Annotated in this window: 11 protein-coding genes; 7 read left to right on the forward strand and 4 right to left on the reverse strand. The window is 70.1% G+C overall.

The features are described 5' to 3' along the window. Positions 1-23 precede the first annotated feature (23 nt). From ACQPZX_RS28250 to ACQPZX_RS28260, 3 genes are all read left to right on the forward strand, one after another. Complete coding sequence (locus tag ACQPZX_RS28250) at positions 24-1,214, forward strand: FAD-dependent oxidoreductase (RefSeq protein ID WP_433361309.1); 1,191 nt, start codon at positions 24-26, stop codon at positions 1,212-1,214. A gap of 92 nt (positions 1,215-1,306) precedes the next feature. Next, positions 1,307-3,016, forward strand: a complete 1,710-nt coding sequence (locus tag ACQPZX_RS28255; protein ID WP_433361312.1) for a VWA domain-containing protein — start codon at positions 1,307-1,309, stop codon at positions 3,014-3,016. 68 nt (positions 3,017-3,084) lie between these two features. Continuing rightward, positions 3,085-4,557 (forward strand): diguanylate cyclase domain-containing protein, encoded by a 1,473-nt coding sequence (locus tag ACQPZX_RS28260; protein ID WP_433361315.1) that lies wholly within the window; start codon positions 3,085-3,087, stop codon positions 4,555-4,557. 139 nt (positions 4,558-4,696) lie between these two features. On the opposite strand, the gene ACQPZX_RS28265 is transcribed toward ACQPZX_RS28260, so the two are convergent. Continuing rightward, positions 4,697-5,359, reverse strand: a complete 663-nt coding sequence (locus ACQPZX_RS28265) for a DUF4184 family protein (protein ID WP_433361318.1) — start codon at positions 5,357-5,359, stop codon at positions 4,697-4,699. Positions 5,360-5,416: 57 nt separating this feature from the next. Further along, complete coding sequence (locus ACQPZX_RS28270) at positions 5,417-6,430, reverse strand: LacI family DNA-binding transcriptional regulator (protein ID WP_433361321.1); 1,014 nt, start codon at positions 6,428-6,430, stop codon at positions 5,417-5,419. Positions 6,431-6,502: 72 nt separating this feature from the next. On the opposite strand from ACQPZX_RS28270, the gene ACQPZX_RS28275 reads away from it, so the two are divergent. Together ACQPZX_RS28275 and ACQPZX_RS28280 are read left to right on the forward strand one after the other, a co-directional pair. Continuing rightward, a complete protein-coding gene (locus tag ACQPZX_RS28275; protein ID WP_433361324.1) occupies positions 6,503-7,603 on the forward strand; it encodes a phytanoyl-CoA dioxygenase family protein in 1,101 nt (366 codons plus the stop codon). A gap of 105 nt (positions 7,604-7,708) precedes the next feature. Then, positions 7,709-8,269 carry a gamma carbonic anhydrase family protein gene (locus tag ACQPZX_RS28280; protein ID WP_433361327.1) on the forward strand — a complete coding sequence of 187 codons (561 nt, stop codon included), beginning with the start codon at positions 7,709-7,711 and terminating at the stop codon, positions 8,267-8,269. Here ACQPZX_RS28280 and ACQPZX_RS28285 read toward each other — a convergent pair. Continuing rightward, positions 8,266-9,222: a hypothetical protein gene (locus ACQPZX_RS28285; RefSeq protein WP_433361330.1), complete on the reverse strand. Its 957-nt coding sequence runs from the start codon at positions 9,220-9,222 to the stop codon at positions 8,266-8,268. The genes ACQPZX_RS28280 and ACQPZX_RS28285 overlap by 4 nt on opposite strands. A 252-nt stretch (positions 9,223-9,474) precedes the next feature. Then, a complete protein-coding gene (gene galT / locus ACQPZX_RS28290; RefSeq protein WP_433361333.1) occupies positions 9,475-12,813 on the reverse strand; it encodes a galactose-1-phosphate uridylyltransferase in 3,339 nt (1,112 codons plus the stop codon). Positions 12,814-13,029: 216 nt separating this feature from the next. Here galT and ACQPZX_RS28295 point away from each other — a divergent pair, with 216 nt between their 5' ends. Together ACQPZX_RS28295 and ACQPZX_RS28300 are read left to right on the forward strand one after the other, a co-directional pair. Then, positions 13,030-14,346, forward strand: coding sequence for an ABC transporter substrate-binding protein (locus ACQPZX_RS28295; protein WP_433361336.1), 1,317 nt, complete (start codon positions 13,030-13,032; stop codon positions 14,344-14,346). 67 nt (positions 14,347-14,413) lie between these two features. Continuing rightward, positions 14,414-15,334: a carbohydrate ABC transporter permease gene (locus ACQPZX_RS28300; protein ID WP_433361339.1), complete on the forward strand. Its 921-nt coding sequence runs from the start codon at positions 14,414-14,416 to the stop codon at positions 15,332-15,334.

The raw sequence follows: 15,334 nt of genomic DNA on the forward strand, positions 1-15,334 counted from the left end.
CTGACATCTCGGGAAGGACTCACATGGCTACCGACGTGGTCGTGGTCGGCGGCGGGATCGGCGGTCTGTCCGCTGCCCTTGCGCTCACCCGCAAGGGTCTACAAGTCGAGGTGCTCGAGCAGGCGTCCCGCTTCGGCGAGGTCGGGGCCGGCATGCAGATCGCCCCCAACTGCACCCGCATCCTCGCCGAGTGGGGCCTGCTCGACGAGGTTCGCGAGCTCGGCGTTCTCCCGCAGCGCATCGTCATGAAGGACGCCGTCGACGGCAGCGTGCTGAGCAGCCTCGACCTGCAGGATGTGGAGCGCCGCTACGGCTTCCCCTACCTGGTCATCCACCGCAGCGACCTGCACGGGGCACTGCTCCGGGCCTGCCGGCGGGCCGGCGTCTCGCTGGTCACGGATGCGCAGGTCACCGCCTACGAGCAGGCCCCGGACGGCGCGGTCGCGGTGCACGCCGGCGGAAAGTCGTACGGAAAGGTTCTTGTCGCCGCCGACGGTCTGCACTCGACCGCCCGCCGCATGTTCAGCGACGACAAGCCGGTCAGCTCGGCCTACGTCGCCTATCGCGGCGCGGTCCCGATCGAGAAAGTTTCCGAGCTCGACGTGCATCTCAAGGACGTCGTCGTCTACGTCGGCCCGCGCTGCCACCTCGTGCAGTACCCGCTGCGCCACGGCGAGATGTTCAACCAGGTCGCCGTCTTCGAGTCCCCGAAGGCGCTCGCCGGCCTCGAGGACTGGGGCACCCCGGACGAGCTCGACGCGGCTTTCGCGGAAACTTGCGCGCAAGTTCGCGCGGGCCTGCCGCTGATGTGGCGCGACCGCTGGTGGCGCATGTTCGACCGCGACCCGATCATGACCTGGACCCGGGGCCGGATCGCGCTGGCCGGCGACGCCGCCCACCCCCCGCTGCAATACCTGGCGCAGGGCGCGGTCATGGCCATCGAGGACGCCTGGGTGCTCTCCACGCACGCCGGCCAGGGCTGGGACGCCATGCTCACGGCCTACAACGCCGTCCGCCCCGAGCACTGCCGCCGCGTCGTCACCACCGCTCGCGCCTGGGGCCGTTTCTGGCACTATGACGGCGAGAAGCGGACCTGGCGTAACAAAATTCTTCGAGACCGCGACGTGTACGACTACACGTACGTCGACTGGCTTTTCGGCCCCACCGCGAGCACCCCTGAGCAGGAGCCCGCCATGTTTCCGGAAAGTGTCTGAGCGATGGCCGGGATGTGGCTTTTGGCGTCAACTGAAAACTATCTGCAGCGGTAGTGAAGATTTTTCAGGGCTCCGGCGATCAAGATGTCCCGGTGCCCGGCCGACATCGTCAACTTCAGCGCACCGGACTCGTCGTGACCGCCTCCGCCCTCGCGATCGCCGTCATCGCCGGTGGCGCCTGGGCCGGGTATCACGAGTTCTCCGGCAAGAAATGCACCGAGACCGTGAGCCTCAAGGTCGCCGTCGCGCCCGAGGTGGCGCCGGCCGTGCAGTCCGCGGCGACAACCTGGGCCAACAGCGACGACGCCTGCGCCACGGTCGCCGTGACCCCCTCCGACCCGACCGGTATGGCTGCCGCGGTGGGCGGGCGGCACGGCGTCAACCTGGGCGGGGTGGGCGCCGCGCAGAACGCCGACCCGGACGTCGACGCGTGGATCCCCGACTCGAGCACGTGGTTGCTGCGCATCGGATCCGAGGCGCCGGGCTTCCAGCCGACCACGCTCGGCTCGATCGCCGAGAGCCCGCTCGTGCTCGCCGCCCCGGAGTCCACGGCCACCGCGTTCGGCTGGACCGCCGGCACTCCCGGTTGGAAAGACCTCGCGAAAAAGGTCGCGACCGACAAGGCGTTGCGCCCGGGTACGGTCGACCCACTGCGCGACGCCACCGGCCTGGCTGGGCTGCTCGCCTTCGCCGCCGCAGCCGGCACCGACGCCTCCGCGGCCACCCTCAAGGTGGGAGTGATGCGCGCTCTTTCCGCGAACAGTTCCAGCATCCGCAACGACCTTCTCCAGAAACTTCCGCAGTCCGCCGGCGAAAGTGGCGCGGGCGTGGGCCTAGCGCCGCTCTCCGAGGCGGATGTCATCGCGTACAACGGCGGAAACCCCGCGACCGCTCTGGCCGCCCTCTATCCGAAGCCGCTCTCGGTGGTCCTCGACTACCCGTTCGCGATCATGCCCGGCGTCGACCCGCAGAAGGCGGCGGCGGCAACCGCGTTCCGCAAGACGCTCGCCACGAAAACTTTCCTTCAAGATCTGGCAAAGGCCGGCGTACGGGGTCCGGACGGCACCACCGGAGCGGGGTTCGCCGCCCCCAAGGGAGCACCCGCGTCGGTCCCGCCACCCCCGGCGCAGAAGCCGGCGGTGGTCGCCGGCGCGATCGGCCAGCTCCTCGGCAGCTGGACCGCGATCACCCAGCCCGGCCGGATGCTGGCGGTCTTCGACGTCTCCGCGTCGATGAAGGCGAAGGTGCCGACCGCCGGCGGCGCGACCCGGGCCCAAGTCACCCAGGGCGTCGCCCGGCAGGGCCTGGCGCTGCTCGACGACCGCTGGTCGGTGGGTAACTGGACCTTCTCCACCAACATGGCCGGCAAGCGCCCGTGGGTGGAGAACCTGCCGATCCTGTCCTGCGCCGGCCACCGCCCGGAGATGCTCGCCGCGATCGACAAGATCGTGCCGAAGGAGGGCGGTGACACCGGCCTCTACGACACCGCGCTCGCCGCCTACGAGCGGGTGCAGAAGGGCTGGCAGGCCGGCGTCTCGAACTCCGTCGTGATCTACACCGACGGGAAGAACGACAACCCGGGCGGCCTCACCATCGAGCAGGTCGTCGACAAGCTCACCAAGATCCGCGACCCGAAACGCCCGGTCCGCATGATCATCATCGGCATGGGCACCGCGCTCGACCGCGCCGAGCTCGAGGCGATCACCAAGGCGGCCGGCTCGGGCGGGGTCTTCATCGCCACCGACCCCGCGAAGATCGGCGAAATTTTCCTGGAGGCGATCGCCAGCCGCAAGGGCGCCTGACTTCCCCTCAAGCCGGGCCATCCCCTGCCGATCAGCCGGATGCGGTGACGATCGGCAGGGGGTAACGCGTGGGCAGATGGCGCCGGCCGGCCTGGCAGATGTACCTGGCCTTCTGTGCCGTGATCGTAGTGATCTACTACGCGGTCCCGGTGGACCAGGTCAAGACCGTCCTGGTGGGCACCATCGGCCTGTCGGCGGCCGTCGCGATCGCGGCAGGCGTCCGGCGCCATCGCCCCCTCGTACGATGGCCGTGGTATTTGATGGCCGCGGCGCGCGCCTGTTTCGCCCTGGCCGAAATCGTCTATTGGATCCAGACGTTCGCCGCCGGCGGCGATGTTTTCCCGAGCTACGCCGACTTTCTCTACATCAGTTTCGCGGTCATGATGGCGATCGCCGTCGTCGGCCTGGTCCGCGCCCGTCGCCCCGGCAAGGACCTCCCCGGCCTGCTCGATGCGCTGGTTCTTTCCACCGGCGCCGCGATGCTTTCGTGGGTTTTCCTGATCGTTCCCTATGTCCGCGACGACACGCTGAGCCCGCTGGCCCGCGCGGTCTCCCTGGCCTACCCGGTGTCCGACCTGCTGGTGCTGGCCGTGCTGGCCCGCCTGGTCACCGGCCGCGGCGACAAGCCGCCGGCGTTCCGCCTGATCGTCGCCAGCGTGCTCGCGATGCTCGTGGCCGACGTCGGGTACGCCCTGCTGGAGCTCACCATCGGCTACCAGGCGGGCAACATCGTCGACCTGGGCTGGCTGGCCATGCAGGCCCTCGGCGGCGCGGCGGCCCTGCACCCGTCGGTCACCACCCTGTCCCGCAAGAGCCCGCCGGTGGCCGAGGCCGCCGCGCCTCGGGGCCGCGTGGCCGCGCTGGCGATCGCGAGCCTGATGGCCCCCGCGGTCCTCGCCATCGAGTGGCTACGCGGCATGCCGATCGACGTGCCGGTCATCGTGCTCGGTTGCGCCGTCCTGTTCCTGCTGGTCATCGCCCGCCTGGACGGCCTCGTGCGGCTGACCTCCAAGGCCCTGCGCGCGGTCGAGGAGCAGGCCACCACCGACCAGCTGACCGGTTTGGCCAACCGCCGCCGTTTCCACGACCGCTGGGCGTCCGCGCTGGGCGAATCGGTAGGCCCGACCGCGCTGCTCTACATCGACCTGGACGGCTTCAAGCCGGTGAACGACGCCTTCGGCCACGAGGCCGGCGACGCTGTCCTGGTGGCGGTGGCCGAGCGCATCAACGCCATCACCCGGGCCGGCGACGTCGTGGCCCGGCTGGGCGGCGACGAGTTCGCGGTGATCCTGCCGTGGACCGACGACGCCACCGCCGACACGGTCGCCGAACGCATCCTGGAAACATTGGCCCTGCCCTTCGAAACGCCGTCGCGCCAGGTCTACATCGGCGCCAGCATCGGCATCATCCGGGCGACGTCGGGGGCGCACCCGGACAGCGAGCTGCGACGCGCTGACGCGGCGATGTACGCGGCGAAGGCGGGCGGCCGCAACCGCATCCACCGCGATGAAGAGGCACCGGTGGAGCACTTGTCTCGCTGACGAGCGCCTCGCCGAGCGGGCCGCTCACTGCCAGCCCTCCGCAGCGAGCCATTCATAGCCGGCGGAGGGCGACGTCGACGGGCGGCCGGTGGCGGGACACGTTCAGCGAGCTACCCGCCGGGCGAGGTGCTCGGTCGAGCTAGACGGCCAGCGTAGCGAGCAGTAGGGCCGCCGCGGCCGTGCAGAACAGTCGCACGGCGGTCGTGTGGACCAGGAACACCGCTGGCAGGAACAGCGCCGCCGCGACGAGCGGCAACGTAACCCCGGCGGCGACCGCCCAGAACAGCACCGGCCGCGACCGGATCGCCGGCGGCTCGCCGTGCCACCGCCGCAGCAACCTGTGGCGTCCGATGGTCGCCAGGACCGCGAGCAGACCGGCCGCACCGAGCAGGTGACCGGCGTATTCGGCGGTGGACGAAAGGTTCTCGAGGGCGTCGAGCACGAGGTGGCTGGCGGCGGCCAGCAGCGCCGAGTAGCAGGTGACCGCCCACCGGTGCGGCCTGCCGCCGAGCGAGCCGTAGTCCCGCAACGCGAGCGGGCCGAACGCCGGCAGATGGGGAGCGAGCACGGGCGCGGCCAGCCGGATCAGCCAGGTCACGACGAGCGTCACCGGCAGGCACCACAGCATCAGCCCGCGAACCTGATGCGACAGCGGCCAGACCGGAAGGCCGGATCCGTCGAGCGCATACGCGAGGTCGGGGGCCGTCGAGCCGACGGCAAGGGCCACGCCGTCGAACCAGCGGGGCCGCCACAGCTTGAGCGGCAGCACGGCGGCGGGGTGGGTCGGCACGGTGAGCGGCACCCCGGCGACGCTAGGGATCAGCCGTGGAGAAGGGGTGGAGATCCGGCGGAGATCGCGTCAGAACTCGACCGGCGGCGCGTTGTGCGGGGTGATCACCTGGACCGCGGACGGGTTGGTGCGGATCGGGCCGGGCAGCAACCCGTGCGCCTGCATGATGGCGTGGCAGGCGCGACGCAGGTCGGTGCGCAGATCGTGGTGCAGCACCGCGGAAAGCTTTCGCGACCGGAGCAACGCAACATTCTCGGCGTCGAGGTCGTGCGCCACGAAAACGTCGTACGGGTGGTCGCGAAAGGCCGACACGACGGCCCGGTTGCCGCCGGCGCCCGCGTACATCGAGTAGATCCCCCGGATCGACGGCGCGACCGCGAGCACGTCGCGAATGCCGGCCGCGACAGTTTCCGGACTGTCTTCCGCGTCCACCACCGAGAAGAGCCGGCGAAAGCTCGGCATCTCGGCGCGAAACCCGGCGGCCCGCTCGTCCTCGCCGCGGAATTCGCTGCGGCCGCGCACCACCAGCACGTCCCCCTCACGAGCGCCGAGCCACCGATCGATCAGGTAGGCGGCGGTCGCTCCGGCCGCGTGGTTGTCCAGGCCCACGTAGGTGATCCGCCGGGTGGCCGGCAGGTCGGTGACGAGGGTGACCAGCGGAGTGGGCACGCGGCAGGCCGCGGCCACGATCTCGGGTACGTCGGGAGCTTTGAGCACCACGCCCTGGGAACGGTTGCGGGCGATCCGGTCGAGCACGGTCACCACTTCGTGCACCGACGGCCCGTCGAGGAGATGGAAACGTGCCCGGAAAGTTGCGGGTCGCAGGCCGGGCAGCTCGGCTTCGAGCGCGGCCCGGATCGACGCCGAGAAACGCGGCGGCGCTTGCACCACCACGTCGATCATGAATGTGCGCCCGGCCAGGCGCACCTGGCTCCGCTGCCGGTCAAGATCGGCGATCGCCTGGCGGACCTCGCGGATCGTGCTCTCGCGCACGCCGGCGCGCTCGTGGAGCACCCGGTCCACGGTCGCCTCGCTGAGGCCGGCCTGGGCGGCGATCTCACGAATGCGGTACGGGTGCTTCACCCGTACACCATGATGTGATTTTGATGGGTTTTCAAGGCTCGTCGATGCCTCGCGGTGACCTAGCGTGACGACATGACAACCTGGTTCACCGCCGCGGACTGCGACCTGGACGATTTCCGGGCGGTCTGCGAGCAGAAGACCGATCCGAGCGACTATCCGCACGCGATCGACGTGGTCGACAACGTCCTCGTCTTCCCGGCCGGCTTGGAGAACACGGAAGCGATCCGGGCCGAACTGGTCCGGGCCCTGATGGACGGCCCCGGGATCGTGGTGTTCGCCGGCGCCTTCGACCCGGCCGTGGTCGACCGCGCCACCGCCGTCCTCAACGACCTCATCGCCGCCCAGAAAGCCGCCGGAGTCACCGGCGGCGACCATTTCGCGAAACCCGGCGCCAACGATCGCGTCTGGGGCGCCCTCGACAAGTTCGCGCTGCGTGACCCGGCAACTTTCGCGGCCTACTACGACAACGACACGCTGGCGCTGATCTGCGAGGCCTGGCTGGGCACGGGCTACCAGCTGACCTCGCAGGTCAACGTGGTCAACCCCGGCGGCGTGGCGCAGGTCGCCCACCGCGATTACCACTTGGGCTTCATGTCCCGGGAGCAGGCGCTGCGCTACCCCGCGCACATCCACGCCCTCTCTCCCGTGCTGACCCTGCAGGGGGCTGTCGCTCATGTGGACATGCCACTCGAGACTGGCCCGACGCTCTACCTGCCGCATTCGCAGAAGTACCCGCCGGGCTACATCGCCTTCCACCAGCCCGAATTCACCGCCTACTTCGACGAGCACCGGGTCCAGCTCCCGCTGGCCAAGGGCGACGCGGCGTTCTTCAACCCTGCCGTCTTCCACGGCGCCGGCACGAACCACTCCGCCGACGTACGCCGGATGGCGAACCTCCTGCAGATCTCGTCGGCTTTCGGCCGCGCGATGGAAACTGTCGACCGCGCGGCGATGCTCCGCGCCCTGTACCCGGTTCTGCGACACTTTCCCGGCAACCCGGAAAACGTGATAGCGGCGTCGGCCGAGGGTTACGCGTTCCCCACCAACCTCGACCGTCACCAGCCGATCGGCGGCATGGCGCCGGCAACACAGGCCGACGTGGTCCGCCAGGCTCTGGCCGAGAAATGGGACACCGCGCGCTTCGAGCAGGCCCTGGCGGACCAGGCAGCCTGACTCCGGGCCCCAGGCTGCGGATCAAGCCGGCCGCGAGCGTTTGCGGGGGCGCCGGTGGGCAATTCGCTTCGTATGAGTCTCATCGAGCACCGTGGTGAACGGCCGGTGGTTCCGGCTTCGGCCTACGTGGCGCCGAGTGCTGTGCTGTGCGGGCGCGTGATTCTGGGCGAGCGCGCCCGCATCCTGCACAACGCGGTGCTCACGGCCGAGGACGGCGAGGTCTGCTTGGGCGAGGATGTCGTCGTGATGGAGCACGCCCTGGTCCGCGGCCGCCGCGACCATCCGGCGATGATCGGCGACGCCGTGCTGATCGGTCCGCACGCCCACGTCAACGGCGCGACCCTGCAGGACGAAGTTTTCGTGGCAACGGGCGCGTCCCTGTTTCCCGGTTCGGTCGCCGGCGCGGGCGCCGAGTTGCGCATCAACAGCGTCCTGCACATCAACTCGACCCTGCCGCCCGGCACGGTCGTCCCGATCGCCTGGATCGCGGCCGGCGATCCCGCCGAGCTCTTCGCGCCGTCACAGCACGACGAGCTGTGGGCCGTCCAGGAGGGCCTCGACTTCCCCGGAACGGTCTACGGCGTCGCACGCGGCACCCCGATGCGCGAAATCATGGCGCGGCAGGCTCGCCACTACGGCGCCCACGCACACGACCAGATCCTCTAATACGCGACTGCGGACGCCATCCCCGGAACGTCCCTCACGCGGGCGACCCGGTTGGCCACAGTGTCCACTTTCGACACTCCCTGGTCGAGCACCCATACGGTCGATTCGCCGGCCACCAGATAGAAGGCCGGGTCGTCCGGATCCGAAGCCACGAACGGCATCCGCGCCAGGACATGCCCACTCGCGGCGTCGATGCGTACGATCTCGGATCTGACCTCGTCACCCACCCACAGCGAGCCGACCGCCGCGACCGCCGGCAAATCCTGTGAGACGTCGGCGACGCGGACCGCAAGGCGGTCGGTCAGCCGCATCGCGGTGCCGCAGTTGCCGATCGCCCACCCGCCGGCCAGCGACATCACCAGCTCGTCGTGTGGCATCCGAACCTCGGCAACGACCCGCCCGGTATCGGGATCGAGCCGCCGCACCACCGGCGAGTTGATCCCGGCTGCATATCCGCTGTCGAGCTCACCCACGCTCTCCGGCAACGCTGTCTCGACGACACCCGCCGCCTGAGCAGACCCCGACGCTTGGCCCGGCTGCGAGGGCTGAGCCGCAGCGGCGGGATCGATCCGCAGCAGGCGCTTGCCCGAGGCCAGCCAGAGCCACCGCCTCGTGGCGGTCGCCGCCGACGGCATGAGCCTCTCCGGCAACGCGACCTGCGTGACCTGCCCGGACGGCGTAATTCGCGAAAGTTTCCCGGGCTGACCGATCCACAACGCCTTGTGCGCAACGATCAGCCGGTTTTCTACCAGCGGTGTCGCCACCGGCACGCCGCCGTGCCCGGTCACTTTGGCGGCCGCCGGGTCGATCACCGAGACGTCGCCGCTGTCGAGCCGGTAAGACCACACCTTCCCGGCGCCGGCCACGAGCGAGGGCGGCATCCGCGGATCCACACCGCCGACGCTGACCGACCGCCCGTCGACGGTCCGGACCGTCCCGCTTCCGTCGGCCACCCACAACGATTCCCGGGCAGCAGTCGACGGAGGTGCAGGCGAGGTCGGACCGGTCCAAATGGGGGTGACCTTCCCACCCGGACAGTCCGATTCGGAGCGCCACGATCCCGGGACACAGCCTCCCGTCAGCCCCGTCAGGACGACCAAACCGGCCGCCGCGCCCCTCCACGACTTCACCGCACGCACGCTACAGGGAGTGCCGCGGCCCAAGTTGCCCGTGGCATAGGCGGGAAACACCGCGAACCCGAGGCCTCAGCCGAGTGAGCGCAACCGCGCCGCCACCGCCTCCGGGCGGGTGTCGTTGATCCAGGAGCCCATCGCCGATTCCACGCCGGCGAGAAACTTGAGCTTGCCGGGCGCGCGCAAAATCGAGAAAACCTGGAGGTGCAGGCGGAAAAGGTCACGCTGGGTGCGGGCCGGGGCCTGGAAGACCCCCGCGATGTATGGCAGCGCCTCCACCCCCGGAAAGTAACGGTCAAGCCGCCCGAGCACATCCAGGTAGATCACGGCCAGGTCGTCGCGCTCGGCCGAGGTCAGCGCCGGCAGGTCGGGAACATCCCGGTGCGGCGCCAAGTGCACCTCGACGGGCCACCGGGACGCCGCCGGCACATAAGCCGTCCAGTGCACGGAGGTCGCCACCAGACGCGTCCGGGCTTTTCGCTCGGCGTCGAGAATGTCGCGGAACAAGTTTCCGCCGCGGTGGGCGCCGGCCATGGCGATCATGCGGGCGGCCTTGGGCGGCACGAAGGGAAACGCGTAGATCTGCCCGTGCGGGTGGGGCAGCGTCACGCCGATCTCGCGTCCCCGGTTCTCGAACGGGAACACGTACTCCACGTCGGGTGACGCCCCGAGCGCCGCGGTCCGGTCGGCCCAGGCCTCGATGACCGTGCGGGCTCGGTGCGGCGACAGGCTCCCGAACGAGCCTTGCGGCGCCGAGGAGAAAACCACGACTTCCGTACGCCCGCGCGCGGGCCGCACCGGCCACAGCGGATCGTTGTCGACGAGCTCGAGCCCGCCCCGCGCCCGGGGCGAGAAGGACGGGAACCGATTCTCGAAGACCACCACGTCGTAGGAGGCCGCGGCGATCTCGGTCGGGGCGCCGCCGGGGACGGTGGGGGCGAGCGGGTCCTGGTCGGGCGCGGGCAGGAAGGTCCGGTCGTTACGGTGGGCCGCGATCGCGATCCATTCCCCGGTCAGCGGGTCGTAGCGCATCTCCGGATCGGACGACGCCGGCGGCAGCGGGCGCACGTCCACGGCGTCCCGGTCGGTGAACGGCGGCGTGTCGTCGAAGTAGATGATTTCGCGACCATCCGCCATGCGCCGTGCGCTGCGCCGTACGAGATGGGGCTCTCGAAAGACCGGCCACCCTTGCAGCGCAAGCCGATCGATCGCCAGAAGCTGCCCGTCGGCCGCCGCGAGGCGGTCGCGGGCGTCCTCGGGAAGCGAAACGGTCGACCCGGCCGCGAGCGGCAGCACGTGCAGCGTGACCTCGGAATCCGGGCGCACGCCGGCGTCGCGGAGGCTGACGACCCACGTCGAGCCGTCCCAGAAGCGGTCGGTGACGGTCCGCCCGTCGACGCGAAGGTGCGCGACGTCGCCGGCCCACCAGATCCGCAGGTAGGAGTCGAGCCCGCCGTCCGTCGCCCAGTCCGGCAACGTCACGCGAAAGACCGCCGCCAGTTCCTCGAAAGTTTCCGCGGTGGGCGCCGACTGCCGGCCGTCGAACTTTCCGTAGGCGACCGGCACGGCGCTCCCGGCCGGGCGCACCAGGTCGGCCCGCGCCGAACCGCCGCGCACGCCCGGCTCGGCGGAACGCTCGAGAACGAGGTCGGTGAAACTTTCCGCCGCCGGGTCGTAAACCCGCACGGAAGGATCCGTGGACTCGACGCGTCCGTCCGGGCCCCAGGTCAGCGCGCCCTCCGAGAGCAGCAAACGGCGGGCGGGACCGTCCTCGCAGACCCACAGCGAGCCGGCGACGGCGGCGGGCAGGACCAGCAGGTCCAGCTCGCCGCCGCCCGCCCGGAGCCGGACCGGCGACAGGCCCGGCTCGACGGTGGCGACAGATCCGCCGACGGAGTAAGAGACTTCGATGCCGGCCTCCGCGACCAGCACGAGGGTGGGCACCGTGCCCGGCAGGACCGTCAGCGCGGACGCGGTGGCCCAGTCGAGCCGCACGCCACCGAGCGTCAGCGCGAGGGGCCAGCGGGCGAGTGTGCCGGGCGGGACGTCGACCGGCGCGGCGGGCAGCACGAAGGTTTCGTTCGCCAGCGCCACCTGGAACTGCGCGCCGCGATAGGCCGGCAGCGGGTCGTGCGGCTGGTGCCACGCGATGAAGAGAAACCCGCTGCGACCGTCGCTGCGCAACGCCCAGCGCAAGGTTTCCGCGTCCTCGACGCCGGTCGGCCGGGCCGCGGGCAGGCTCGACGGCATCTCGGCCAGCGAGGCGCCGAAGGCCGCCAGGAAAGCGTGCTGCGATCGGAGCAGCGCGTGGCTCTCGGCGAGCAGGCCGGCCTCGCCGATCGGGGCGTGGAAGTCGTAGCCCAGGCGCGGCATGTCGTTGGGGTAGCCGGTCGCGTGGGACTCCTGGGCGCCGCCGTCGAGAGCGGGGTTCGTGCCGCCGGCGTACATGTAGTAGCCCTGCCACGCCGAGCCGTTCCCGATCTTGCAATGCGCGATCGTCGCGACGTCGAGGGCGGCCGGTCGCGGCCGGCGGTGGTACGCGGTCGCCATGCCGCCGCCGAGCTCGCAGGTCGCCGGCGGGAACAGCAGCGAGGGGGTGCGCGGCTGCGGCAGGCTCAGCTTGGCCTCGTGCATCCGCCGCAGGTCGGCGCCGATCCCGGGGTCGTCCCAGACGTGCGAGAAGAAGTAGTGGTCGCGGAAAGTCGGGTCCCACGGCGCGTCGGCGTCGACCCAGAACCCGTCGCCGTAGCCGCCGTAGAGCGGCATGACCTCGTCGTCCGGCAGCTCCGCGCCGCCCCACGCGGTCGCCGTCCAGAGCGGCGCGGACAGGCCGGCATCGCGAGCCAGCCGCTTGAGCGTGACGAGGTGCGCGGGCTGGTCGTAGAGCTCGTTCTCCAGCTGGATGCCCAGCAGCGGACGGTCGCCCACCTGCGCGGCGATCTGGCCGAACCATTCCCGGACGAGCGAAAGATAACCGGGGTCGTCGGTGCGATGGCGTACGGGAGTTTCCTGCACCCAGTCCGGAAAGCCGCCGTTACGCGACTCCCCGTGGCACCAGGGCCCGATCCGCAGGAAGACGTCGAGCCCTTCCGCGTTCGCCAGGTCCACGAAAGCGCCCACGTCGAGGTTTCCGTCGAAGCGCGGCTCACCTTTCCGCGAAACATGGTGCAGCCAGAACACGTAACTGGACGCGACCGTGACCCCGCCGGCGCGCATCTGCCGCAGGCGCTCCCGCCAGCGGGCGCGTGGGACGCGGCTGTAGTGGATCTCGCCGGAGACCGGAATGACCGGACGGCCGTGACGGATCAGGTAGCGGCTGGTGAGCGAGACACCGGCCCGCACGTCCTCGTCGTTGCTCATCCGCGGCCGGCGCAGCGGCTCGGACCAGGGATGGTGCGCGACGTCCAACACGGGTGACTCCTTTTGAACGGGGAGGCCTGGCTGTAACCGGTCACAGCCGCCTGGCTCCGCACGATACAGCCCTGTAACTGCCGTGACGCAAGGGCTTGACAATTGCATTACCGGGCAGCACTGTAACCGGTCACAGGTCCTGTTCGGTGACGCACGTCTCCCCCGGCAGCGACCGCGGCCGCACCCCTCCCGCGGCCGTCCGATCGAGGAGGATCGATGAAACGGACATTCCTGCCGCTCGCCGGGGTTCTGGCCGCGGCGCTCATGATGACCACGGCCGCCTGCTCCAGCGACGACGACAGCAGCGGCGACACCGCCACCAAGCCGGGCGAGAAGGTCGAGCTGACCTACTGGACCTGGGCGCCGAACATGGACAAGGTCGTCGAGGGCTGGAACTCGGCCCACCCCGACATCCACGTCACCGTCAACAAGCAGGACGGCGGCGACCCGGCCGTCACGAAACTGCTCACCGCGATCAAGGCCGGCAGCGGCGCCCCCGACGTCATGCAGGCCGAGTACCAGAAAGTTCCCACGCTGGTTTCCGCCGACGCGCTCGCCGACATCTCCAAGGAGGCCGGCAGCCTCAAGGCGAAGTTCCCCGACTCGGCCTGGAACGCGATGACCCTCGGCTCCGAGGCCCTCTACGGCGTCCCGCAGGACTCCGGCCCGATGATGTTCTACTACCGCACCGACATTTTCGAGAAACTCGGCCTCCAGCCACCGAAGACGTGGGACGACTACGCCGCCGCGGCCCGCAAGATCCACACCGCGAACAAGAAGCAGTACCTCGGCACCTTCTCGGCCAACGACCCGGGCTGGTTCGCCGGGCTCTCCCAGCAGGCCGGCGCCTCCTGGTGGGGCGTCAACGGCGACACCTGGTCGGTCGCCATCGACGAGACCAACACTCAGAAGGTCGCCAGCTACTGGGGTGGCCTCGTGCAGGAGGGCGTCGTCGACAACAAGCCGATGTACACCCCGGAGTGGAACGCCGCGCTCAACGACGGCACGCAGGTCGGCTGGCTGAGCTCGGTCTGGGGCCCCGGCGTGCTCGAGGGCAACGCCGCCAGCACCAAGGGCAAGTGGAAGGCGACGCTGCTGCCGCAGTGGGACGCCGCCAGCCCGAAGAACGGCAACTGGGGCGGCTCGGCCACCAGCGTCACCACCCAGAGCAAGCACAAGGCGCAGGCCGCGCAGTTCATCGCGTGGATGAACACCGACCCGGCCGGCATCAAGGCCCTCGCCCAGACCGCCAACGTCTACCCCGCGTCGGTCGACTCCGCCGCCGCGCTGACCCAGCCGCCGGCGTTCCTGTCCAACCAGAGCGATTTCTACTCGGTTGCCGCCGAGGCCGCGAAAATCACCAACCCGTTCACCTACGGCCCGAACGTCAACGTGGCGTACTCCAGCTACAACGACGCTTTCGGCAAGGCCGCCACTTCCAAGCAGGCGAAGGACTTCGCCACGGCGCTGGCCGCCATGCAGAAGACCACGGTGGACGACATGAAGAACACCGGCTTCAAGGTCGCCGGCTGACGGAAATTTTCGCGGCGGGCGCGAAAGCGCCCGCCGCCAACCCCGCTTCGAGAAGAAGGTGACGGCCGTGCCGGCGGTTTCCAGCACACGTACGCGCCGGGCCGGGGCGCCCTATCAGTTCCTCGCGCCGGCCCTGATCCTGTTCGCGTTGTTCCTGGCCGCACCGATCGTCTACGCGGCCTACCTGAGCCTGCGCCGGGTGAAGGTGAGCGGCCTGGGGCTCGGCGCCGGCGCGCGCACCGAGGTCTGGGCGGGGCTGACCAACTACGCGCGCTCGCTGAGCGACCCCGACTTCCTGCCCAGCGTCTACCGGGTCGCCGCGTACGGGATGATCGTGGTGCCGACCATGCTCGGGCTCGCCTTGCTGATGGCCCTGCTCCTGGACGCCGGGCGCACGAGGGTCGGCACTTTCGCCCGTACGTCGATCTTTTTGCCCTATGCGGTGCCGGCAGTCGTGGCGTCCCTTCTCTGGGGTTTTCTCTATCTGCCGCGGGTGAGCCCCTTCAACGATCTCCTCGGCGTCTTCGGACTTTCCTCGCCGGACGTGCTCGCCGGCTCCGGGGTGTTGTACGCGGTCGCGAACATCGCGGTCTGGGGCGGCACCGGCTTCAACATGATCGTCATCTACACGGCGTTGCGGGCGATCCCCACCGAGCTGTTCGAGGCCGCCCGGCTCGACGGCGCCTCGGACAAGCAGATCGCATGGCGCATCAAGATCCCGATCATCCTGCCGTCGCTCATCATGACGTTCGTCTTCTCGCTCATCGCGACGCTGCAAGTTTTCGCGGAGCCGATGACGCTCAAGCCGCTGAGCAACACCATCTCCACCACGTGGACGCCGCTGATGAAGGTGTACCGGGACGCCTTCACCCGCAACGACATCTACTCCGCGGCGGCGACTTCGGTCGTCATCGCGCTCGCAACTTTCGTCCTGTCCTTCGGGTTCCTCAAGCTCGTCGGGAACCGGGCCTTCAACCAGGAGGACTGA

It is taken from the genome of Actinoplanes sp. CA-142083 (assembly GCF_050942195.1).
GTDB lineage: Bacteria > Actinomycetota > Actinomycetes > Mycobacteriales > Micromonosporaceae > Actinoplanes.